This window comes from Bacillus sp. N12A5 (assembly GCF_026790125.1).
Taxonomy (GTDB): Bacteria; Bacillota; Bacilli; order Bacillales; family Bacillaceae; genus Bacillus.
Map to the genome: position 1 here is coordinate 223,925 of NZ_JALAMR010000009.1, position 24,001 is coordinate 247,925.

Annotated in this window: 17 protein-coding genes; 8 read left to right on the top strand and 9 right to left on the bottom strand. The window is 38.6% G+C overall.

From position 1 onward, the window contains the following. Window positions 1-20: 20 nt before the first annotated feature. Entirely contained in the window at window positions 21-1,391 is a 1,371-nt protein-coding gene (locus MOC09_RS12660) for an alpha-glucosyltransferase N-terminal domain-containing protein (protein WP_268370712.1), read from the bottom strand. Window positions 1,392-1,729: 338 nt separating this feature from the next. Here MOC09_RS12660 and galU point away from each other — a divergent pair, with 338 nt between their 5' ends. After that, window positions 1,730-2,608, top strand: a complete 879-nt coding sequence (gene galU / locus MOC09_RS12665) for a UTP--glucose-1-phosphate uridylyltransferase GalU (protein ID WP_268370713.1) — start codon at window positions 1,730-1,732, stop codon at window positions 2,606-2,608. Window positions 2,609-2,646: 38 nt separating this feature from the next. On the opposite strand, the gene tagH is transcribed toward galU, so the two are convergent. The 6 genes from tagH to tagD all read right to left on the bottom strand — a co-directional run bounded on the left by tagH (window position 2,647) and on the right by tagD (window position 11,112). Continuing rightward, window positions 2,647-4,230, bottom strand: coding sequence for a teichoic acids export ABC transporter ATP-binding subunit TagH (gene tagH / locus MOC09_RS12670; RefSeq protein ID WP_268367358.1), 1,584 nt, complete (start codon window positions 4,228-4,230; stop codon window positions 2,647-2,649). Window positions 4,231-4,249: 19 nt separating this feature from the next. Then, complete coding sequence (gene tagG / locus MOC09_RS12675; protein ID WP_133485789.1) at window positions 4,250-5,077, bottom strand: teichoic acids export ABC transporter permease subunit TagG; 828 nt, start codon at window positions 5,075-5,077, stop codon at window positions 4,250-4,252. 173 nt (window positions 5,078-5,250) lie between these two features. Next, entirely contained in the window at window positions 5,251-7,953 is a 2,703-nt protein-coding gene (gene ggaB, locus MOC09_RS12680) for a poly(glucosyl N-acetylgalactosamine 1-phosphate) glucosyltransferase (protein WP_268370715.1), read from the bottom strand. Between the two features lie 129 nt (window positions 7,954-8,082). Beyond that, window positions 8,083-9,420 (bottom strand): glycosyltransferase family 2 protein, encoded by a 1,338-nt coding sequence (locus MOC09_RS12685; protein ID WP_268370717.1) that lies wholly within the window; start codon window positions 9,418-9,420, stop codon window positions 8,083-8,085. 23 nt (window positions 9,421-9,443) lie between these two features. Continuing rightward, complete coding sequence (locus MOC09_RS12690; RefSeq protein WP_268370719.1) at window positions 9,444-10,628, bottom strand: CDP-glycerol glycerophosphotransferase family protein; 1,185 nt, start codon at window positions 10,626-10,628, stop codon at window positions 9,444-9,446. A gap of 94 nt (window positions 10,629-10,722) precedes the next feature. After that, window positions 10,723-11,112 (bottom strand): glycerol-3-phosphate cytidylyltransferase, encoded by a 390-nt coding sequence (gene tagD / locus MOC09_RS12695; RefSeq protein ID WP_268359662.1) that lies wholly within the window; start codon window positions 11,110-11,112, stop codon window positions 10,723-10,725. A gap of 507 nt (window positions 11,113-11,619) precedes the next feature. Between tagD and MOC09_RS12700 the strand changes: the two genes are divergently transcribed. The 6 genes from MOC09_RS12700 to MOC09_RS12725 all read left to right on the top strand — a co-directional run bounded on the left by MOC09_RS12700 (window position 11,620) and on the right by MOC09_RS12725 (window position 18,515). After that, entirely contained in the window at window positions 11,620-12,393 is a 774-nt protein-coding gene (locus MOC09_RS12700) for a WecB/TagA/CpsF family glycosyltransferase (protein WP_268370721.1), read from the top strand. Window positions 12,394-12,488: 95 nt separating this feature from the next. After that, window positions 12,489-13,640, top strand: coding sequence for a CDP-glycerol glycerophosphotransferase family protein (locus MOC09_RS12705; RefSeq protein WP_268359657.1), 1,152 nt, complete (start codon window positions 12,489-12,491; stop codon window positions 13,638-13,640). 88 nt (window positions 13,641-13,728) lie between these two features. After that, complete coding sequence (locus MOC09_RS12710; protein ID WP_003235520.1) at window positions 13,729-14,442, top strand: 2-C-methyl-D-erythritol 4-phosphate cytidylyltransferase; 714 nt, start codon at window positions 13,729-13,731, stop codon at window positions 14,440-14,442. Then, entirely contained in the window at window positions 14,439-15,464 is a 1,026-nt protein-coding gene (locus MOC09_RS12715) for a ribitol-5-phosphate dehydrogenase (RefSeq protein WP_268370723.1), read from the top strand. Before MOC09_RS12710 ends, MOC09_RS12715 begins: the two co-directional genes overlap by 4 nt. A gap of 3 nt (window positions 15,465-15,467) precedes the next feature. Continuing rightward, a complete protein-coding gene (locus MOC09_RS12720) occupies window positions 15,468-16,637 on the top strand; it encodes a CDP-glycerol glycerophosphotransferase family protein (protein ID WP_268370725.1) in 1,170 nt (389 codons plus the stop codon). An 18-nt stretch (window positions 16,638-16,655) separates the two neighbouring features. Next, entirely contained in the window at window positions 16,656-18,515 is a 1,860-nt protein-coding gene (locus MOC09_RS12725) for a CDP-glycerol glycerophosphotransferase family protein (protein WP_311766270.1), read from the top strand. Window positions 18,516-18,553: 38 nt separating this feature from the next. Here the strand turns inward: MOC09_RS12725 and MOC09_RS12730 are convergent, their stop codons facing one another. Both MOC09_RS12730 and manA read right to left on the bottom strand, forming a co-directional pair. Then, the gene (locus MOC09_RS12730) at window positions 18,554-21,196 is read right to left on the bottom strand and encodes an N-acetylglucosaminidase (RefSeq protein WP_268370728.1); all 2,643 of its coding nucleotides are present in this window, start codon (window positions 21,194-21,196) and stop codon (window positions 18,554-18,556) included. Window positions 21,197-21,325: 129 nt separating this feature from the next. Then, complete coding sequence (manA, locus tag MOC09_RS12735) at window positions 21,326-22,276, bottom strand: mannose-6-phosphate isomerase, class I (protein ID WP_268359640.1); 951 nt, start codon at window positions 22,274-22,276, stop codon at window positions 21,326-21,328. A 269-nt stretch (window positions 22,277-22,545) separates the two neighbouring features. On the opposite strand from manA, the gene MOC09_RS12740 reads away from it, so the two are divergent. Further along, on the top strand, window positions 22,546-23,997 hold the full coding sequence (locus MOC09_RS12740) for a spore germination protein (protein ID WP_268370729.1): 1,452 nt from the start codon (window positions 22,546-22,548) through the stop codon (window positions 23,995-23,997). The last annotated feature ends 4 nt before the right edge of the window (window positions 23,998-24,001 follow it).

Sequence of the window (24,001 nt, forward strand, 5' to 3'; positions counted from 1 at the left end):
CTTCTGGTAAAGCTTCTCTACTATTTCCTTGTAAACAGCCGGTTCATTAGTTTTCTCCGAAGTCCCTCGGCCGTCTGGACACGCAAATAATTATTTTCTACTGTTAAAGTCAATTGCCAGCCTGAAATGCTTTGTTCTGATGATGAAATTTTCTTTAGATCGGTTACGCGTACACCCGATGCAAAGAAGCTATTATCCCACTCTGAACAGAGATACAATTCGATCATGGACAGCTGATCTAATACTGAATGAACACGAAGAGTGCCGCTTACAGTAAATATCAGCTCTTCCTCATTGCTTACGCTTACTGTTGCATTAAACGTACTTTCAGTACCGCTCTTCTTATTTTTTACTTTCCAATACATTTTGTGACGGTCAACAGAATGGGTTGGAACGTCGCCTTTAAATTCGACCTTGGCTGACAAATATAAATCTCTTGATTGCCATTCTGCCGTTAACAGCTCAACATTCATATCTTTCAATTGATTGTTGAAAGGCACCTGATCAATTAATTTGCCCACAAAACGTTTGCGGGTAAAAGGCTCTTCAGAAACGTAATAAATATTTGTGCGAGGCCCCGTTTTTTCAATCGTGTCATGATATCTCTTCAATGAAGGGACCACGAACGCATCAAGATGGCTTATTTCCTTTTCAGGGCTGTCCAACATCACATTTGTCTCTATAAAACCTAAATACATAGAAGGATATTCAACTGAAAGAGATTTTAGTGTTGTATATATTTCCACTTCAGAAGTTAAAAATAAATAATCCGTTTCCTTTATCAAACGGCTCAGAAAATAATGTGATAGTTCATCTTCTGAATACAACACACTGACTATATTCTCTTTTTCGTCAAAAATGACAATTTTTTCAGTCGTGCCATCATTCTTATACCATTTGGTCATATAACAGGTGCCGTCTGCTCTTACATAAAGATGCTGCTTCGGTTTGTTAGCCTCCAGATCCATGTACATTAAACTGTGTACATAGCCGGATGAATCGTATTCTTCTCTTTTAAACCTTTGCCTGTTTTCGTTAAAGTAGTCAATAACAGCAAGTTCTCCTGATGCTGTAAACCTTTGGTATTTGATATAACGCCCATTTTGGTAATACCGGTAAATAGGCTTGTTCGGTTCTTGAATATATGTTAAACCTTCCTGTTCAATAGGATGCTTGATTTTATCTTTCTGAGGTTCAGATCCTTTAAAATAGCTGTACATATTGATAACAGCTGCATCTTTAAAAGAAGAAGGCCCATTAGGCTCATGATGTAAAGTGACAATTTCCATTGGATAATTCCAATCGATTGTATTGATATTAAACTTTTTTGCAGCATTCAGTCCTGTGCAAACATATGCTAATTTTGGGATAGAAACCTTAATCGTCATCATCTATTTATACCTTTCGAAAAAATTCGTACAGTCACATTTTCAGAACTACATTATATCATTTTTGCTGTGCTGGCTCTAGAGATGAAAAAGCAGTTACTCTTCTGGAATTTTTCGGGTCCGCGTAAACTGTCTTATCTATAATTGATGTTAATTTTTTGTATTTCCTTAATCTAAAGTCACTGAATTGACTCTTGTTTAATAATGGTTTTTCTTATATGATTAAATGTGTTTAACAGAATGAAAATAGGGTATTGATGAGAAAAGAAACTCAAACATTTTAAATACTCAGCATTTAACAGCTGAACCCTAAATCTGTTCTTAAGGAAGGTGCTTTGAAATTGAAAAAAGTACGTAAAGCCATAATCCCTGCCGCGGGTCTCGGAACGAGATTCTTGCCGGCTACGAAAGCAATGCCGAAAGAAATGCTTCCTATCGTTGATAAGCCAACCATTCAATACATAATTGAAGAAGCTGTTGAAGCCGGTATTGAGGATATTATTATCGTAACAGGAAAAAGCAAGCGTGCGATTGAGGATCATTTTGATTACTCTCCTGAGCTTGAAAGAAACCTAGAAGAAAAAGGAAAAACTGAACTCCTTGAAAAGGTGAAAAAAGCTTCTAATCTGGCTGATATTCACTATATCCGTCAAAAAGAGCCTAAAGGACTCGGACACGCTGTATGGTGCGCGCGCAACTTTATCGGTGATGAACCGTTTGCGGTTCTGCTTGGAGACGACATTGTTCAGGCAGAAACCCCGGGATTACGCCAGTTAATGGATGAATACGAAAGAACGCTTTCTTCTATTATCGGTGTTCAGCAAGTGCCTGAAGAAGAAACACACCGTTACGGCATTATTGACCCGCTTACGAGTGAAGGCCGCCGTTACCAGGTGAAAAACTTCGTTGAGAAGCCGCCTAAAGGCACAGCACCTTCTAATCTTGCCATCTTAGGCCGTTACGTATTCACGCCTGAGATCTTCATGTACTTAGAGGAGCAGCAGGTTGGCGCCGGCGGAGAAATTCAGCTGACAGATGCCATTCAAAAGTTAAATGAAATTCAGAGAGTGTTTGCTTACGATTTTGAAGGCAAGCGTTATGATGTTGGTGAAAAGCTCGGCTTCATCACAACTACTCTTGAGTTTGCGATGCAGGATAAAGAGCTTCGCGAGCAGCTCGTTCCATTTATGGAAGGTTTACTAAACAAAGAAGAAATCTAAACAAAAAGGCTATTGGAGATTCCTCCAATAGCCTTTTCTTATTTCGACATCAGGGTCAGCGTATGCTCTTCATTATCAACTGTAAAAACCCGATCGTCTGTATTCACAAGAAAACGATTTTTACTGCTGTCATACAATACATCGGTGTCACTCAAAGATAGTGACGCCGGAGTAACGGGAGAAATATTATGAAAGATTAGCTCTGATGCTTTATCATTCTCCAGCACATAGCTGATTTTTTCATAATCAAAATCTAACGTTTTTCTGCCGTCAGCTGTATCTCCTTCAGTATATCCATTCAATTTCGATTGAATGCTGGCACTGCTGTCTCCCAAGAATTTCAGGAAGTAATCATAGGAAGATGCTGCATTTTGCGTGACATAAGGCGTAAAGGCAGCAGCCTGCACTTCAGCATATTTCACGTTTGTTTCAACAGCCTTCTTTTTCACAAAATAAGACTGACCGTCAAACTTTATTTTCGCTGCTTGTTTGCCTTTTGCAGCTACTGTCACCTCGGTACCGAATGGCAGTGTAACGTCAGCTTTCTGTTTCAAATCCTGGTCCTTATAAACAGACGCTTTTTCATCTGCTATAAACCCTTGCTTATTGACTGCGGTTAAACGTTCCTCTGACTTGCCCTTAGCATTGCCATGATGATTCTTCACTTCATTTTGCGGTATAGCGCCAAACGAAGCAATTGTACGAAGCGGGGCATTAAAGAACATCGTTCCTGCCATGAATACAGTCAGGATAGACAAAATAGCAATTTGAACCGCATTAGCCAATGATTTCGGCTTTTTCTTCTTATTGCGGAAACGGGCAAACACTTCAGGATCTTCTTTCTTACGTTCTTCCGTTTGCTCTTTTTTATATGTTTCTTTTTCTTTTTTCGACAGCTTATTAAACCAATCAATGAACGCTTTATACTCTTTGACAACCGTTTTTGTCTCATCAAACATGCGAAGCTCGCCGTAGTGCATCCAAGCGACGCGGTCACACATCTTTTCAATCTGGCCGATGGAGTGGCTGACAAAGAAAATGGTTTTTCCTTGCTTTTTAAACTCATTTATTCTGTCTACACACTTTTGATAAAACGTTTGGTCCCCTACAGAGAGCGCTTCGTCAATAATTAAAATGTCAGGGTCAATATGAACAGAAATTGCGAAACCGAGACGTGATTTCATCCCGCTGGAATAGTTTTTAACCGGCTGATTAATAAAATCGCCAATCTCGGCAAATTCCACAATGCTGTCATACATCTCGTCAATTTCTTTATTGGTTAACCCCATCATCAAACACTTAAGCCGGACATTGTCCCGGCCCGTTAATTGGTTATTTAAACCGGCAGCAATCGCAATCAGCGACGGCTGGCCGTTCATTTCAATTTCACCGCTGGTCGGCGGAATAATTTTAGCCAGCAGGTTAGACATGGTCGATTTCCCTGACCCGTTTATTCCTACAAAACCGATTGTCTCACCCTCATACACGTCAAAGGAGACATTCCGCACAGCAAAAAAACCATTATCCTTAGCCGGAAAAAACAATCCTTTAATCTTGTCCGATTGTTTTTTATACAAATGATACTGCTTTGAAACATTTCGAAACGAAACTTTTAGTTTCATCGTACAATCTCCTTACGTATTAAAGAAAGTCAACAAACTTGTCTCTGAATTTCATATGCAGGATAGAACCTACCAACAACAAAAGGAATGTGAACAGCCAAAAGTACAGCGTGTACTTCATATCCTGGAAAAACCATTTTCCGTCTAAGAAGCTGTTCCTGAATCCCTCTATCAGATAAAAAATCGGATTCAGCTTAAGCACAGGCAGAAGGTTCGGGTGATTTTTCCCGAGCTGCTCCGAGATATTCCAAAAAATTGGAAGTAAAAAGAACAATAATCTGGTTACGGCCTGCAGCAGAAATTGATAATCTCTGACAAGCACACTGATTGTAGAGTTAAACAAACTAAATGAAAACATAAATACAATCATGCAGATCAAATAGTAAATATATTGTATCCAATGCAAGCTAGGGTAAATACCGCTTGCTAACAAGACTATGACATAAACACCCATCATTACAAAATAACTAAATAAATTTGAAGCAATCACAACAGAAGGCAGTGAACTGATCGGAAAATTCATTTTCGCAACCATATTGATCCGCTTAAACACACTGTTTGATCCATCAAGAATGGTCGGGCTAATAAAGAACCACGGAATTAACCCAGCCAGCATCCAAACAATAAAAGGCACTTCTCCGATACCTGTTATGATCGGCTTGCTGTTGCGAATCCCCATACCAAATACAAACCAGTACGCCAGCATTTGAATGAGAGGATTTAAAAACTGCCATAATACACCAAGATAATTCATCTGATACTGAGACTTTGTCTCATACGAAGCCAAGCGCAAAATTAAAGGAAACGATGTCACTTGCTCTTTTACGATTCTTACTAATGCATTCATTGTTTATCTTCCTTAGACTTAAATGATTTTTTGGATCTTTCGGTTAAAGAAATTTGAAAGCACCGGTGAATATTGTAACAGATGTTGAGTTTTTTTTCACTTTTAAAAAGTAAAGAGAAGTCCCGCAGAACTTCTCCTAACATTTTGAAGTGTTAATATAAGCAAAACCACGCTTATTTAGCGACTTTACTTTTGTCTAATTGCAAAATAGCATTATATATACGATTCCGATTATTTTTATCAGTATAGGCAAAAAAGTTATCTACTCTTTTTCTATACTTATCTTCCATACGACTATCATTTTTCATATAATAGATCACTTTATCTACTAAACTATTATGATCTTCTATTACATCACCAAAGCCCATTTTCTTATAATCATAGTAATCAAGTTTAAAATGGTATGACTTTTCGTATTGATAATAAATGACAGGCTTTTTCTCGTATGCAAAATCAAATGCAACAGATGAAAAATCAGTAATCATTATATTAGAAGAATTAAATAACATTTGATAGCTGCTATTATAATCTGCAAACTCTACATACTCATGCTTTTCAAAATCTACCATCTGTTGTTGAATGTCCGGGTGCGGGAAAAAGGTTATCTTATAATTATTATTTTTGGCAAATTCGATTAACCGTTCATCATTAATCAAGGCATTATACCTAGCAAAGTATTCACTTTCTTTAAATTTCGGATTGTACGGTCTTACTCCTTTTGCCTGATCTTTAGGTAATACAATATCTTTTCTCCATGTAGGCATTATTAGAAGCTGCTTTTCCCCTTCGCTCTTCTTAAGATTATCGTATCTCGGAAATCCACCCAAAAAGATATTTTCTTTTTTATAATTGTAATTCCCTTTTACAATAGACCGATATTCAGGTTTCGCTGAAGTGACTAATAATTTGATATTTTTGCTGTATTTGTTTAACCATTCAGAATGATCTGCCATTGTTATTCCATGCTGTAAAAAGACAAACTCAAAATTAAATAAATCTCTAAAATAAATCTCCATATTGAAAAATGGATTTACAACCCATATATCTGCATGTGTCGATATTACCTTGGAAGAGGATAAGGTTAAAATTTTATGTCTAAAAGATCTGTATGGTATAACCTTTCCGTATTTTTTAATTCTGTCATAATCCTTGCTGTCTTTTTTTATTACAAAGTATTTTTTTACCCCGTCATTCTTGTTGATTGCATATTTAAAGAGGTGCTCAGCATTATCATCAGCTTTATCTTGTCTGTCTATGAATAACCATACTGGTTTTCTGTTAAATATAGTGAAAACATGGTGTGCCATTCTTGCCACCATTGCCTTCTTAATAGCTGATTTTCGTTTCTTTGATTTCCCACCTGATTTATGAAGGGATTTTAAGAAACGAAACTCTTTTATAAATCTATTTTTAACATTGTTTTTTTCGAACATTAATTTTTTATAATTATAATAAAAAATATAATCTTTTTTAGCTGCATAAGAATTATATAGATCATTTGACAAACCTGAATACTTGAAAAAGCGAAGTTTTGTCATCTTTCTTTTTTTGCCCTTTGTTATAAAAAATTCGATATGCTGATTGTCTGCTAGATAGCTTTTGGGAATATCTATAGAGAAACCAGGATATTTTTTTATTACTTCTCCTAAACTTATATAATCATTATGCTGTCTTTTTATATTCTTTGCTTTTATTTTTGTTTCTCCAATTTTAGCATAAAAATTAAAACCTTTAGAATTAAACAGTGAGCTCCAAAAGCCTTCTATGTGAACAGAATCCTCATTTTCTTCTAAAATCTCAATAGTTAGTGTTTGATCCGATAATTTCGAAACAATTTTGCCTTCTCTGTATAAATAATAATCCTGTTCAGTTTCTCTTTCATAAACATACCTACTATAATTTTCACCGTGTTTTATTTTTAAAGCATGATATAGATAGAAATGGCTGACGCTTTTTGTATCTATGATGACGTCGTCGTCAATATAAGATAATACCTCTCGAATCAATGCTAAAAATTCGCGGTATTCATTTTCGTCTAAAGGTGTTTCACTAATATCCTTAATCAATAATTTCCACTTCAAATCATGCATAACCATGTATTGAAGAAACAAAGGTATTTTCTGTTCATTATTTTTAGTGATATCGATTAAATTCTTGGAGAAGGTGATAAGTGAATGGTTAAACCAATTCTTATTTGCTTTAGCAGTCTGCATGGCAGACGATCCATCTTCTCTAACTCTATAATGGTATTTTGCCTCCTTAACCAGACCATACTTTTTCTTTTCCGATATAATTAAATTAACGAGTTTGGCATCTTCACCTATTTTACAATTTTCATCAAACCTGATATTTTTCAAGGCATCTTTTTTTATAAAGGTAGAACAGCAATGAGTTAATATATGATGTGGTTCTTTTTCTACATCCAATATTCTCGTAGAAGAAAACTTATTATTAAGATTATGTTCTCCAGTTCTTCCTTCTGCAAAAAAAATAGGGATTGCCACAATATCAATTTCATTCTTATGTTGGTTAAAGAAGGTTAAAACATTTTCGAATGTTTCTTCTGAAACTAAATCATCCGGATCCAAGAATTGGACATATTTTCCTTCAGCGTACTTTAAACCATAATTTCGGGCACTGCTCACCCCGCCATTCTGTTTCTTTACATATACAATGTTTTTTGGATATTTTTGAGCATATTCTTTACAAATGATTTCACTTTTATCGGGGCTATCATCATTCACAAGTATTAACTGAATATTCTCGAAACCTATAGTCTGGTTAATGACGCTTTCTATCGCATCAGTTAGATATAACTCAACATTATAAATCGGCATTATAACACTGAAATCATAGTTAAAACTCTTTTCGTTCATAAAAGATTACTCCTAACAAAATGTTTATATGAATAAGAATCCGGGTAAATAAAAGTAAAAACAAAGAGAGTGCTAAATTTTTGAAAAAACATAATTAATTTAGTAAAATGTATGAAGAGGATTTCTTACCTATTTTTTCAAAACCTTTGTAAGCAAACTTTTAAAAATGTTTACATGGTTAAGTTCGAAAGCATCATTTGGTGTTTTTAGGACAAAGTCAAATACAAAGGCCCAAATCGGTATTTCGACAACAAAGCCAGCATATCTAAAATCTCTTAATCTATACCCCCATACATCAATTGTTTTTTTCAGTTCTTTTCGTTTGCATTTTTTTAATCTATTAAAATATTTTATATATACTCTGTCGTTTTCTTCCATCTCATAATACTGGTTAATAAAGTGCCCTGTTAATTCAAGTCTAAGCCCTTTTATTTTTGTTGAAGTAACAGTACAAGAACTTTGTAGTACTCTTTCTTTTTTTATATTTTCAAGAGCTTCTGTATTTGCTTCTAATAAGTGAAACATAAATTCTTTATAGTACATCGGCATATCTTGTTCTTTTATAAATTGCGGATCAATAAATTTTAAAATTTTAATAAAATTATCAATAAAAACTTTTTGTTCTCGTTGATCTAAAACAGACTTATAAATATCTCTATAGTTCGGATATAAAAACAGTTTCATATGATATACAATTAAAAATTGCAAATAAGGCAGAACGTTATCATATTTTTTTATTGAATCCATCAACAAAGTCATGTAACACTTATTCAGCAAATATGTGTACCTTTTTTTGTTAAACCATGAACGATCAACTAATGAGTTCTGTTCTTTTCGTTTTCTATAAAAATACTTTCCTTCTGCAACTGCTCCGTATCTTTTTTCTTTCAGCAATAATTGGTTAAAAAAGATAGCGTCTTCCCAAAACTTTATAGATTCATCAAACAGGGCGGTACTATTTAGTGTATGTCTTCTGTAAAAAGTGCCGCCAATATAAAAATGAATAGCCTTATAATCGTTGAGAATATTTATAACTCTTGTTCCTTTTTCAAATCTATTATTTAATTTATGTTCGCCTTCTTTTGCACCTGTGTAATAAACAGGCAATACCGCGATATTTACATCTTCGGAATCACAAAAAAAATCATAAACACTTTGCAAAGCATTTTGAGAGAATGCATCGTCAGAATCAAGAAAACCAATGAATTTAGATTTTTCACTTACATTTGATAACCCACAATTTCTTGCAGCAGAAGGCCCTGAATTTTCAATTTTCACGAATTTAATATTATTAGGATATAGATTCTTAAAGGATTCACAAATTTGAGGACTGCGGTCAACACTGCCATCGTCTATTAATATCAGTTCTATATTTTCCTCAAATCCAATTGACTGGTTAATGACACTCTCTATTGAGTCGCTTAAATAATTCTCAGAATTATATATTGGCATTATGATAGAAAACATGTTAGTACCTCTTTATTTAGAAGTTAAAGGATCGTTTCAATTACTCTTTTAGAAGCCTTGCCATCTTCTAAATTGCAAAATTCATTATAAAATTCCTCATAGTTATGATCTATATAAGGATTATGTAACAACTCTTTTACTGTATTTATAAGCTCTTCACTTGTTTGAACCAAATTCCCTGGCGTTTTCTGTTGAAAATTAAAGTAAAAACCTCTGATGGAGTCTCGATAAGCCGGAAGATCATATACAAAAAATACAATGGGTTTTTTTAAATTCATATAATCAAAAAAAACAGAAGAATAATCGGTAATCAATAAATCACTAATTAAATATAAATCTCGAATATCTTTATATAAAGAAACATCTTTCACAAAATCTTTATATTTCCCTAAATTAAATTGTTCTGAAACTAGATAATGCATTCTGAGAAGAATAACCACAGAGTCCCCAAGTTCCCTCTTCATTTCCTCTAAATCAAATTGGAGTTTAAATTTATACTGGCCAACTTTCTTAAACTCATTGTCCCTCCAAGTTGGTGCATATAAGATTATTTTTTTATCTTCACTAATTCCTAGCTCTTGTTTTACCCTATTAATTAATGATTCTTTATTTGGTGAATATAGAATGTCATTTCGCGGATAACCTGTTTCTAAAATTTGTTTATTAAATTGAAACGCCCGTTTAAAGATTTCAGTCGAATAAGCATTAGGAGAAATCAAATAATCCCATTTTCTTGCTTCCCGCAGAAAATTCTGTTTATATTTTTCGGTTGTGGTTCCGGGCATGTGCACTTCATCCATATCATTAGCAAGCTTTTTTAGCGGAGTGCCGTGCCACGTTTGTACATACAATGTGTTTTTTGGTTTTGGAATCCATAAAGGAAGCCGGCTGTTTGTAATCCAATATTTCGCTGTAGCCATGTACCAAATCCATTTAAGAGAAAACCTTTTTATATATGCTGCATCTACGCCGTCTAATGCCGACAAATATCGTTTATCAATGCTCCATATCAGTTTATAATCATATTGATCTTTATTTTCCCGCAGATATTCGTAGATTGCTCGGGGATTGCAGCTAAACTGTTTTCCAGAATAGCTTTCAAACAAAATTAGTTTGTTGTTTCTCGGCAGAAGAGCAAAAATCTTAAAAAGAACGGAATAAGCCCTAACTAACAAACTTCTGCATTTATTTAAAATAAAAGATTTCATCATGAACTCCTTAAAGAGTGAAAGATTTATATGTGCGCAAGCAAGAAAAAAAGAAGCAACTGAATTTACTTCAAGCCTCTTTTAGTTAGTACTTCTATAAACTAGCCATGTCTTTTTTGATTTGGGTAGTTGAAATGCCTTCTGTTCTTGGAAGGTAAATGACCTCACAATATTCCTTTAAGAAATCAAATTTCCCTTTCCAGTCATCACCGATGACGAATGTATCTATATTGTACTTTTTAATATCTGAGATTTTTTGTTCCCAGTTTTTTTCGGGAATGACTTCATTAACAAAATCGATTGTTTCTAGCATGAATTTTCGATGTTCATAAGAATGATGCGATTTTTTTTGTTTTTGAAGATTAAATTCATCTGTAGACAATCCTACGATTAAGTAATCACCCAGATTTTTTGCCCTTTCCAGCAGCTTCATATGTCCGTAGTGAAATAAATCAAATGTTCCGTACGTTATCACTTTCTTCATTAGATAACATCACCTTCCAACCGTTTTCAACTGAGAGTACCAGAAAAAAACCAAAAATCTTAACAGATTGTTTATCATTTCGACATATTTTTTACGTACCATTAATAATGAACAATAATAGCATAAGTTCCTATAAAAGTTAAGGCTCTTTAAAAATGTCAATCATCAGCATTTTTTGGCATCTACGTTGTATTGATGTATAAATTTTGCAGGCCTAATGTCTCATCCCTACCCATTATAACAAGTTTTCTTTTTGGGAAAAATCGATTCTTTTGTCGCATTTTTAAGTGAAACGATTTTCTTTCTGCTGCGTCATTTATTCTGTACGCCCTCCTCATATTAATTCATCGTCAAAACGTGAAGGAATTGTAATGTGAATGTTAAAAGTTCCTAAAGATTTTTGTGGTAAGATAGAGTAAAATGTTTTCAGGCAAAGAGCGTTTAATCAAACTATACGAATGACACGTGTTTTTTATAGACATATAGATGAAAAGGAGGGTTGATACGATGCAAACGAAACCCATTAATCAATTAGATTTTGTAGACGGTGAACTGACTTCATTTGTATCACATTTAGAAACGTCATATTTGGACCAGAATAGAGGTGCGTTCATCGTAACAGCGAATCCTGAAATTGGATTTGAGGCGATGCAGAATCAGCGTTATGGAGCGGTTCTTTCTTCTGCTGACTTCATTTTGCCGGATGGCATTGGTGTTGTGATGGTTTCCAAAATGATTGGAAAACCTCTTCAATCCAGAATGGCCGGTTATGATTTGTTTACGTCTCTGCTTGAGAAAGCCAATCAAAAGAAAAAACGGGTTTTCTTTTACGGTGCAGCTAAGCATGTGATTGCGGAAACAATTGAGCGAGTTAAACGTGATTTTCCAGGAATTGAAATTGCCGGATATTCTGACGGCTATGTGAAAGATCAGCGTGAGGTGGCGGACAAAATTGCGGCCTCGAATCCTGATATGGTATTTGTCGCTTTAGGCTATCCTAATCAGGAGTTCTTTATCCATAAATACCGCTATTTATTCCCTCAGGCTGTAGCTGTAGGGCTGGGCGGAAGCTTTGATGTGTTTAGCGGCAATGTAAAGAGAGCGCCCTCATTCTTTATCCGTTTTCACCTTGAATGGATGTACAGGCTGATCACAAATCCTGCGCGCTGGAGAAGAATGCTGAGCATTCCTAAGTATGTTACAGCTGTGCTGAAATATGAACGGGCTTCAGCAAAGCCGCAATATACAGGACAGGTCAAAGATCAATCACGCCATCTGTAATCGGCCTTAAAGGAGCTATGGTATGTAATGAAATGTAAGAATCTTTCGCTGTGCCTGCGGACAATCTGTGACAGCCAATTTGAGCTGATGACAGATTGAAATCCTGGATTGCGTTTTTTTATTATTTGTTTGTCAAAGTCATTGGCACATTGCTGTTTTGGGTCAAACCTGGAAGGCAAGTGACCCTTCTTGTTTCTTTTCCTGATAATGCCCGGGCAATATTAAAGGAATATCAGAAGGGGCACTATTCATTTCCCATTCATGTGCTTCTTACCCAGCATGCCAAATCGCTGGAAACAGAATTTCCTGAGCTTACTGTTTCAGTGATTAACGAAAAACACCCGCTTCATATATATAAAGCGGTCTTTTCTATGCTGAGCAGCAAAGCTGTGATTGTTGATAACTATTTTGTTTTGACAACCGTTTTGACCAGTAGGCCTGATATCGAGTGTATCCAGGTTTGGCATGCGAATGGAGCGTTTAAGCGATTTGGGTTAAAGGATATCAACACACAGAATCGTTCACGGGCTGACGTAAGACGCTTTCGCAAAGTGTATTCTTCATTTGACCGGATTGTCGTCGGTTCTGAACATATGGCTGAGATATTCAAGGAATTTTTCGATATAAAAGGTGATAAATTTCTTCGGTTTGGTGTACCTTTAACGGATGCTTACTATGAGGCGCGGGAAAACAGCAATGACCTTAAAAACAAATATCAACTGCCGGCAGAGAAAAAAATCATTCTGTATTGTCCGACCTTTAGGGATCATCAGTTTGAAAGCTTTTCGCTGCCGTTTTCAGAAAAACAGCTGCAGCATGATTTAAATGGAGACTATTTACTTGCAGTCAAACTTCATCCTGTTATGAAGCAATCTGCTGAATTACCTGAGGATAGTGCGTGGATAAAAGATGTTTCAGATCTCCCGCTTGCAGACCTTTTAAAAATGAGCGATCTGTTAATATCAGATTATTCTTCTGTCCCTTTTGAATTTGCGCTGCTGGACAAACCCATTTTGTTTTATGCGTATGATATGGAGGCATACAACAGAACCCGCGGTTTAATTCAGCATTATACAGAGGTGATTCCCGGGGTGCCTTGCTGTGATTCAGGAATGCTCTTGGACCAGCTGAAAGACATGAACAAGCTCCAAGCTGAAGTGGAGCGTTTTTCACGTGAGTGGAATCAATATTCCAAAGGGGATGCCAGCAGGCAGCTTTTAAGCTATATAAACGAGAAATCAAGCTGATCTTTATATATAATAGAGATCGGAATTGCAAAGAATATGAAAACCCTTTATAAAACATTATGAGCTGTAGTAAGGAAGGAGTCATTTTATGATTTATGCTGAGATTCTAGCCGGTGGAAAAGGTTCCCGCATGGGGAACGTCAATATGCCAAAACAGTTTTTACCGTTAAATAAACGCCCTATTATCATTCATACGGTTGAAAAGTTTTTACTAAATGACCGTTTCGATAAGATTTTAATTGTTTCACCTAAAGAGTGGATTAACCATACAAAAGATATTTTAAAGAAATTCATCGGGCAGGATGACCGCCTGATTGTCGTTGAAGGCGGCAGCGACCGTAATGAATCTATTATGAGCGGCATCCGCTATATTGAAAAAGAATTCGGCATCCAGGATGATGACGTGATCATCACCCACGATTCTGTGCGTCCGTTTCTGACTCATCGCATTATCGATGAAAACATTGATGCAGTTCTTCAATACGGCGCGGTTGATACTGTTATCTCAGCCATTGACACCATTATTGCTTCAGAAGACCAGGAATTTATTTCTGATATCCCTGTCCGCGATAACATGTATCAGGGGCAAACACCGCAAAGCTTCCGGATCAGCAAATTGGTCGAGCTTTATAATAAACTGTCCGATGAACAAAAAGCGGTCCTGACTGACGCTTGCAAAATCTGTTCGTTAGCAGGTGAAAAAGTGAAGCTGGTCCGAGGTGAAGTCTTTAATATTAAAGTAACGACACCATATGACTTAAAAGTGGCTAATGCCATTTTACAGGAGCGAATTTCACAATGATTAATCAAACGTATCGTTTAGTTTCTGCCCGACAATTTGAAGTGACGTATAAAGATAAAGTTGTCCATTCAGATAAGGTCGTCGTCCGGCCTACCCATTTATCCATCTGTGCTGCCGACCAGCGTTATTATACTGGTTCACGCGGTAAAGAAGCGATGGATAAAAAACTGCCGATGGCCCTCATTCATGAAGGAATCGGAAAGGTCATGTTTGATCCGACAGGCACGTTCAAAGTAGGAACCCGGGTTGTTATGGTTCCAAATACACCTGTTGAAGAGCATGAAGTCATTGCGGAGAATTACCTGCGTTCCAGCAGATTCCGTTCAAGCGGCTACGATGGATTTATGCAGGATTACATGTTTATGGCGCCGGATCGGCTCGTTGAACTTCCTGACAGCATTAATCCGCATGTCGCAGCCTTTACTGAGCTTATTACAATTGCAGTACACGCGCTTTCCCGCTTTGAGCGCATGGCGCACAAGAAGCGTGACACATTCGGTGTCTGGGGGGACGGTAATCTCGGATTTATCACGACACTGCTTCTGAAGAAGAAATATCCGGACAGCAAAGTGTTTATTTTCGGAAAAACGCCTTACAAACTTGATCATTTTTCATTTGTTGATGCAGCTTATCAAATCAACGACATTCCTGAAGATGTCAGAATCGATCATGCCTTTGAATGTGTAGGCGGACGCGGCAGTGAAAGCGCAATTGAGCAGATCATTGCCCATGTTCATCCTGAAGCGTGTGTAGCGCTCTTAGGCGTATCTGAATACCCTGTTGAAATCGAAACGAGAATGGTGCTTGAAAAAGGGATTACGCTGATCGGCAGCAGCCGCAGCGGACGCGAGGATTTTGCCCGTACTGTGGACTTTTTAGCTCAATACCCTGAAGTCGTTGATTATTTAGAAACATTAGTTGGCGGACGCTTCCCGGTGCGCAGTATTGAGGAAATTACAAACGCGTTTGAAGCAGATTTGACTTCATCTTGGGGAAAAACTGTTATCGAATGGGAAATTTAAACAGTGAAAACATTCCTTACACGAATCGTAAAAGGAGTATTCAGCACTGCTTATAAACTATTGAGCGCTTTATTACCAGTACAGCACAACAAAGTTGTCATAGCTTCCTATCGTGAGGATCATTTAAGTGATAATTTTAAAGATGTCTATGAAAAGCTGAAGCAAGATCCGTCTCTTCGCATCACCCTGCTTTTCCGCAAGATGGATAAAGGATTGGTCGGACGAGCTGCATATTTGCTTCATCTTTTCAGCTCGTTATATCACCTTGCCACTTGCCGTGTGCTTTTGTTGGATGATTATTATTTTCCTTTGTATGTTGTGCCAAAACGCAAGGAAACTGTCGCCATCCAGCTTTGGCATGCTTGCGGCGCGTTTAAAAAATTCGGTTACAGCATAGTGAACAAGCCGTTCGGTCCATCTTCTGATTACCTGAAGATTGTACCCGTGCATTCTAACTATGATTATGCCATCGTGAGTGCACCCGCTGCCGTGCCGCATTTTGCCGAAGCGTTTCAAATGGAGGAAAAACAGATTTTGCCGCTCGGCATTCCAAGGACGGATTATTTTTATCATAAAGAACATATTCGCAATGTACTGGATGAGTTTCATCAGGCTTATCCAGAACTTAAGCATAAGAAAAAGCTTTTGTATGCTCCTACTTTTCGAGGCAGCGGACATCATCAAGAGGGTGACGCTACACCGCTTGATCTGCTACAATTAAAAACGGCGCTAAACCATAAAGATTATGTCGTGATGCTCCATCTTCATCCGTATATGCGCAATCATGCGCACACGGAAGAGGATGATTTTGTGCTGGATTTATCCGATTCGTACTCTTTGTACGATTTGATGGCAATCTCCGATGGGCTGATAACCGATTATTCTTCAGTCATTTTCGAATACAGCCTATTGAAACGTCCAATGTATTTTTACTGTCCGGATTTAGAAGACTACTTGGAAGAACGTGATTTCTACTATCCGTTTGAATCATTTGTACCCGGGCCGATTTCTAAGGATGTTCCATCGCTTGTACACGATATCGAGAGTCATCACGAGGCTGATAAAAAGCGGATTGAAGCATTTTCACAGACGTTTATTACCCATCAGGACGGCAAATCTTCGGAGCGGGTAGCCGATTTTATTTCATCATTTTTAACATCTGGTGCCGATTAGGAGAAAGTGAGGTACAAAGTGAAGCTGGCCAGAAAGATTAAGAACAGACTTTTCAGATCAAAAAAGAAAACGAAAAAAGAAGATGCAGCTGTCATTGTCCATCCGGCAGATAACAGGGTATTTTCTCTTTTCGATAAAACCAAGCGAATTGAAGAAAACCAGCAAGTCCCTGTCAGAAAAATTTCTGAGTTTTCTTGGAATGGATCAATTCTTAAAATTGCGGGTTATATGTATATCAAGGGCCTGCCGCTTCAAAAAGAGGATCAGGTTCGAAAACGTTTGTTATTGGTGAACAATGGTGTTTTATTTACAGCGATTTCATTGCGTGATGTTCCGGTAGATCAGCTGTCAATTGACACTTCTAATGTGCCTGGGGCCTATAAGTGGGCAGGATTTTCACAGCAAATTAACTTTTCTAAGCTGATGAATGACAAGCCTCTTCCGCAGGGCGAGTATAAGCTGTTTCTCGAAATTGAAGCTGTAGATGACCAAAATGTAAAACACCAGGAAGTGCATACGGTTGGAAACGTCAGCAATTTCCTCTCTAATGATGTGTATGCCACAAAGATGGAATTTCATTCTGCTAAAAAGCTGATGAAGTTCAATCTGATCGTTAACTATGATGAGGGCGAAAAGACGATTAACTTGTCCTGCAACAAACTGCAGGAAATTGATCCGAGCCTTTTAGAGCTGGATACTGGAAAAGAGGCAAACCGCTTTTTGCGCAAGCTGAATACAAGCTTGTTCCATTTTGTTTATGATGTGTGCCGCCTGCTGCCGATTAAGTCCAATAAGATCGTCTTTGCCTCTGACAGCCGGCTAGATATGACAGGAAACTTCGAATTTGTTTATGAAGAACTTCTGAAGCGCGAGGAAAACTTTGATTTCAAGTTTTTCTTAAAGAGCAGTATTCGGGATAGAAAAAGCCTGTCTGAGCTGATGTCTATGGCTTATCACTTTGCGACAAGCAAAATCATTTTTATTGATGATTTTTATCCGATCATTTATCCGTTAAAAATCCGTAAAAATGCTGATCTTGTCCAATTGTGGCATGCTGTCGGCGCCTTTAAAACATTCGGCTACAGCCGAATTGGCCTGCCGGGAGGACCGTCGCCGCATTCGAAAAACCATAGAAACTACACAAAGGTAATTGTCAGCTCTGAAAATATACGGAAGCACTATGCAGAGGGCTTCGGCGTCGATATTGAGAACGTCATCGCAACCGGCGTACCGCGAACAGACTTTTTCTTTGATGAAGCGAAGAAGGCATTTGTGAAAGAACGACTATATACAGAATATCCGTTTCTGAAGGATAAGAAGGTCATTCTATTTGCACCTACCTTCCGCGGAAATGGTCAGCAATCAGCTCATTATCCTTTTGAGGTGCTTGATTTTGACCGTCTGTATCGTGAGTTAAAGGATGAATATATCTTCTTATTTAAAATTCATCCGTTCGTCCGAAACGACGCCAATATCCCTTATCAGTACAGCGATTTCTTTTATGATTTCTCTTCTTTCAGAGAAATTAACGAGCTATTGCTTGTAACAGATGTTCTGATTACGGATTACTCTTCTGTGTGCTTTGAGTATGCCTTATTAAATAAACCGATGATCTTCTTCAGCTATGATGTAGATGATTATATTCGCAAACGTGATTTCTATTACGATTACTTTGACTTTATCCCTGGTCCTCTTGCGAAAACGTCCGAGCAAATGATTTCAATCATTAAAGAAGAGAAGTATAACTTTGAGCAAATTGATTCATTTGTTCATTATTTCTTTGATGATCTTGACGGGAAAGCTAGTGAACGTGTTGTCGATCAAATTGTCTTCCCTCAGGAAGAGGAGCCGTCAGACGATAAAGTCCTTAAAAGATAAATGAAAAACACCTTTTGCAGCTGCAAAAGGTGTTTTTTTTATTGATATTCCGGAACATCAAAGTAAAGCGTATAACCGTCCAGCAATGAATACAGGCTGTACATTCGGTTTACTTGTTTGTACGCCCAGCCGATGTCTGTTGCGTATTGGTGTGTGGCTGTGGCTGACCATCTCATTTTGTACAATGTGTCCTGATTGTAAGCCGTGTTGTGGATATACGATGAGCCTATGAATTTTGCGCCGCCGATTATAGCAGCTTCTGGTGTGAACCAGCCCTGCTCATACGCATATTTCGCGCCGTAGTAATTCGGGTTGCTGTCGTAGGCACCAATTCCGTACATGTTATATACGGTTTTTCCATTATAGGTTAAGCCATTGGCTAAATCAGATGTTCCGTTGCCTGTTTCAAGGAGAGCGTGTGAGATTAAATACAGCTCATTGATTCCGTATTTATTGGCGGCATCAATAAATGCCTTTGCTTCCCCTGTCAGGATGCCTTTGCCGGCAAGCACCTTCTGATTGACTTCAGTAGCGTTTAGCCCGGCTGTCTGTGACAGCTTGAGAAATTGGAAGTAGTATTTGCTGTCTCTGGAAAAGTTATTCGGGTCCACGTATTGAACCACTTCATCACTGCTTGCGTTTCGCCAGCCTAAATTAATCTTGGCCCAGCCGTTTGTCTGGCCGATGATTTTTACCTTATCGCCTTTTTTAAATTGGCCGATCACGTTCGTCGGGCTGACTTCCGGCGTTGACCGGATATTTAGTGCATCAGCCGTAACGGTTGATGTTGCTGTATTAATGTACGTGAGCGATACGTAAGCCGCTCCGTCTGTTTGCGGACTCACTTTCATTTGTTTTTGAACCATATCACGAAGCGAAATATTGTAATTTGTTTTCATGATTTGCGGCCCGTTTTTGACTTTCACGATAGATGATGCCCATCCGTATAATTGTTTTAGCTTCGTTGATGCCGCAGCAGCTGCATCATTGCCCGTGAACTGTTCGTTTACGCTGATTTTATAAAGCGTATTGCTTTTCGTTGTGTAGCTCGGAGTTAAACCTTGCGATTTAAGATAAGTTAACCCATTGTTCAATGCAGTTTTGCTGCTGAGCTGGGCTGTCACGATTTTGTATTGTGTATATGCCGTCTGGCCTGTTTTTGCTGTTGTGCCTGCAGCATTGTTTTGTTTAAAAAATGCTAAAACGCGGTTAATGTCTTCCTGGCTGATGATTGCCTCAGTCATGATGTTATAGCTACTTGCTGTTGTCTGACCAGTTTTCTGGCTTGCTGCTGATATATGATTTGATTTAAAAAACGCGAGTGCCTGATTGACTTTCGCTGTATCAAGCAAGGATTCAGTTGTGATTTTAAACGTGTCAGCCAATTGTTTTTTGACTGATTTTGCAGATGCACTCAACTGATTTTTCTTTAATACATTCAGACCCTTTGTGACTTTTGCTTGATCTGATGTTTCTTCTGAGATGAGCTGATATTGGTATACTGCTGTTGTACCAGCTGTAGTTTTTGTCGCTTTTACTTTTTTCTGGGCAAAGAAGGCCGCTGCTTTGTTTGCTTGCTGCTCGCCTGAAATCTTTGCTGTCGTAATGTGATAGGCTGTAGACGTTGTCGTTTTTTTGATGGCAGATGATGTATAATGCCACTTTTTCTTTTTAAAGAAAGTGTCTACTTTTTGCAGCTGCTGTTTTGTTAAACCTTTCATATTTACGGTATACGAGGCGCTTTTGCCAACCTTTTGATAACTTCCAGATACACCGGTGTTTTTCTTAATTTGGCTGATGGCGTCCTTTACCGTATTCAGCCCTTTGAAATAAGCTGATTGGACATTGTATGACTCTGCAGTTGCGTTTTGATTGATAGGCTTGTAGCTTCCTGTAATGCCAGTGCTTTGTTTCAGCTGATTTAATAGATTCTTGGCATTTGTTTCACCTGAAATGGCGGCTGTTGTGATCGTATAGTAAGCTTGTCCTTTGACCGTTTCTGTTAATGATGCCTTAAGGCCCGTTTCTTTTTGGAATGCGCTTTTGATCTGCTCGGCCTTTCTGTCTCCCACGATTGTGCCAGACTGAATGGTGGTGACAGACACTGTGTGGGTGATGGGCTGATATGAGCTTTTAATCCCCGTTTGCTTAGCCAGGCTTTGGATAAGCGCCTTAGCTTTTGCCTCATCAGCGATGTCTGATGTTATCACGTTCACATAGGGCTGAGCTGCTCCGGAAGCTTTTACAGTGCCGGCCACTCCCGTCTCCTGTTTAAGCTTGGTCAGCAATGAGTTTGCCTGTTTTTCTCCGGAAACGGCTCCCGACGTGATGGTGACATACGGCTGTTTGCTGCCGACAGGGCTTGACGTGCCTGTAATCGCAGTCCGTTTATTGAGTCCGCTCAGTATGGCTTTCGCTTCTGCTTCGCTTTGTATGCCTGCTGCGGAAATTTGGTAGGTCGTTGTCGTGCCTGAAGCCTGATAGGATGCATCCCAGCCAGTATCTTTTTCCAGTTTGGCGACAGCCTGGGATGCCTGGCTGTCTGTACTGAACGTTTTTGACGGCTCTACCTCATATGTCGAGTAGTCCGTATATGCTGCAGCCTGTGCAGAACCAGATATGGCAAAAAAGGCAAGGGACGCGGCGGACAGAAGCATCGGTGCGATTAATCTCTTTTTCATTCCTTCTCCTCTTTCTTTTTCAATGAGTATATAAAACTAGTTTATTTATCGGCACGCGTAAGCTTCATTTATAGGTGCATCACTTCCATTTTTTAAATAAAAAAACTTAATCTCGACGTGAGATTAAGTTTAAATATGAGACACGATCAGTGTACATGTTCCTTTTATTATGAAATCGGGCATTTGGGCAGGCAATATAAAGTGATCACCTTCTTTGAGCGGGCATGTTTCGTCTTCATACATCAGCAAACCGCTTCCTTCTATGACGCTGCATAGCAGAAAGGATTCATCCTGAGATAGCTCAGCCTCGCCATTTATGTCCCATTTATATACTGAAAAATATTCCCCTTGGACAAATGTTTTGATGGTTATTCCTTTTCTTGATTCGGTCGATTCATCTATATACCCGTCCACATGGGGAACGGTGGCCGCATTGACCGCTTTGGCAAAATGAAGCTCTCTTGGCTTCCCGTTGTCATCAACCCGGTCATAATCGTACACCCGGTATGTGGCATCTGAATTTTGCTGTGTTTCTAAAACAAGTGCCCCCTTACACAAGGCGTGCAGCGTTCCGCTCGGCACATAATAGAAATCACCCGGTTTAATTTTGATTCGCCTCAGCAGCCCTTCCCAGTCTCCGCTGTTGATCATTGTGACAAGTTCGGTTTTTGAGCGGGCTGTATGCCCGTAAATGATTTCCGCGTTTTCCTTACAGTCGATAATGTACCAGCATTCCGTCTTGCCGAGCTCACCCTCTTCGTATTCTCCGGCATAGTAATCATCAGGGTGAACTTTAATTGACGTATCTTCCTTCACATCCAGCAGCTTTGTCAGAAGCGGAAATCGCTCCCCCTCCACGCCGCCGAATACTTCCCGATGCTCATCCCAAAGCTCAGTCAGTGTCTTTCCTTTATATGGGCCATCCGCGACAGCGCTCGGTCCATTTGGATGTGCGGAAATGGCCCAGCATTCCCCCGTTTTTTCTGAAGGAATACCGTATCCAAATCTATCTCGTAAAGCGGTGCCGCCCCAGATTTTTTCTTTAAACACAGGCGTTAGAAAAATCGGTGATTGCGTCATGATCCGTACCCCTCCCCTATAAATAGCTGATCATTATTTTCCCGATGCGCCTCCCTTACAAACGCCCGTATGTCTGTCTGCTTTTCGATGACAACATATGTACAAAGCATTATGTATCAATGACCCCTTTTGAGAAAACGCTTCCTATTTATTATATCACTTTCAAAAGAAGGTTTGTTTCAGCCTTTTCCTTATGAAGAATAATTCTCCTTTATTGATACAAATTAAGAAAAACCGTCAATTTATGTTTTATAAAGGGGAGAGAAACTATGCAAATCGACTCTGATCTCCAACGCAATATAGAAACATTGAAAAAAAAGTTGGGACAAAACGACGATATCATGTTTTATACGTTTTCATTTGGAGGCAGCAGACAGAAAGCGTGCCTACTGTATATTGACGGTTTGACAGAAAATAAACTTCTGGCGCAATACGTCATTTCTCCATTACAAAAAGAAGCGTTAGACAAAAAAGAGGGCTTGATTGAAGAGTTATCCGCTTTTTTTTTCGGCTATCGCCACAGCGTTGTTTCTTCAATAAACGAAATTGAACAGCTCGTTTTTTCTGGCCAAGCGGTTTTGCTCGCAGACGGTTACGACGGAGGATTGGCATTTGATACAAAAACGATAATGACGCGCAACCTTGAAGAGCCTACATCTGAAGTCTTGGAACGCGGGCCAAAGGTTGGTTTTATTGAAAAACTGCGGACAAACACGGCGCTTTTGCGGGAGCGGTCTAGTGACCCTAATCTCGTCATTAAAGAAATGACCATCGGCAAAAGGACGAAAAAAAAGGTAGCTGTTGCTTATATTCAGGATATTGCTCCTGATTATGTCGTAAAAGAAGTGTTTAATCGGCTAAAATCCGTCATGACAGATGATGTGTCAGAATCAGGTTCACTTGAACAGCTCATTGAGGATGAACCTTTTTCGATCTTTCCCACAATATTAAGCACAGAACGTCCTGATCGTGTAGAAAGCTCGTTGTTAGAAGGACGGGTTTCGATTTTAGTAGATGGTACGCCATTTGCATTGATTGTACCGGCAACGGTTGATGAATTTATTCATTCACCGGATGATTACAACCAGCGCTGGATTCCCATGTCTCTTATTCGTTTGATTCGCTATACGAGCATTCTGATTACCATTTATTTGCCTGGCTTATATATTTCTCTCGTTACCTTCCATACCGGGCTTTTGCCGACGAGAATGGCCATTTCAATTGCAGGCAGCAGGCTGAATGTCCCTTTCCCGCCTTTTGTTGAAGCCTTTAATATGATATTTACGATAGAACTGATCAGGGAAGCCGGTTTAAGGCTGCCAAAGCCGATCGGACAGACGATTGGGTTTGTCGGAGGGGTTGTTATCGGACAAGTAGCCGTACAAGGCCAAATCGTCAGCGCATTAATGGTCATTGTAGTATCAATTACCGCATTGGCATCCTTTACCGTTCCGTCATACGCTTATAACTTCCCGTTGCGGATTATTCGTATCGCGGCAATGATAAGCGCGGCAGTGTTGGGCATGTATGGCGTCATCATGGTCTTTCTGTTAGTGATCGGCCATTTAATGCGTTTGAAAAGCTTTGGCCAGGATTACATTATTCCGATAATGGCACAGCCCGGACAAGATTTGAAAGACACTGTTATTCGCGTTCCCACCCTATTTTTAAAAAGAAGACCTACCCGCAAAGGCACAAAAGATAAAATCAGACAAAGGTGATGGC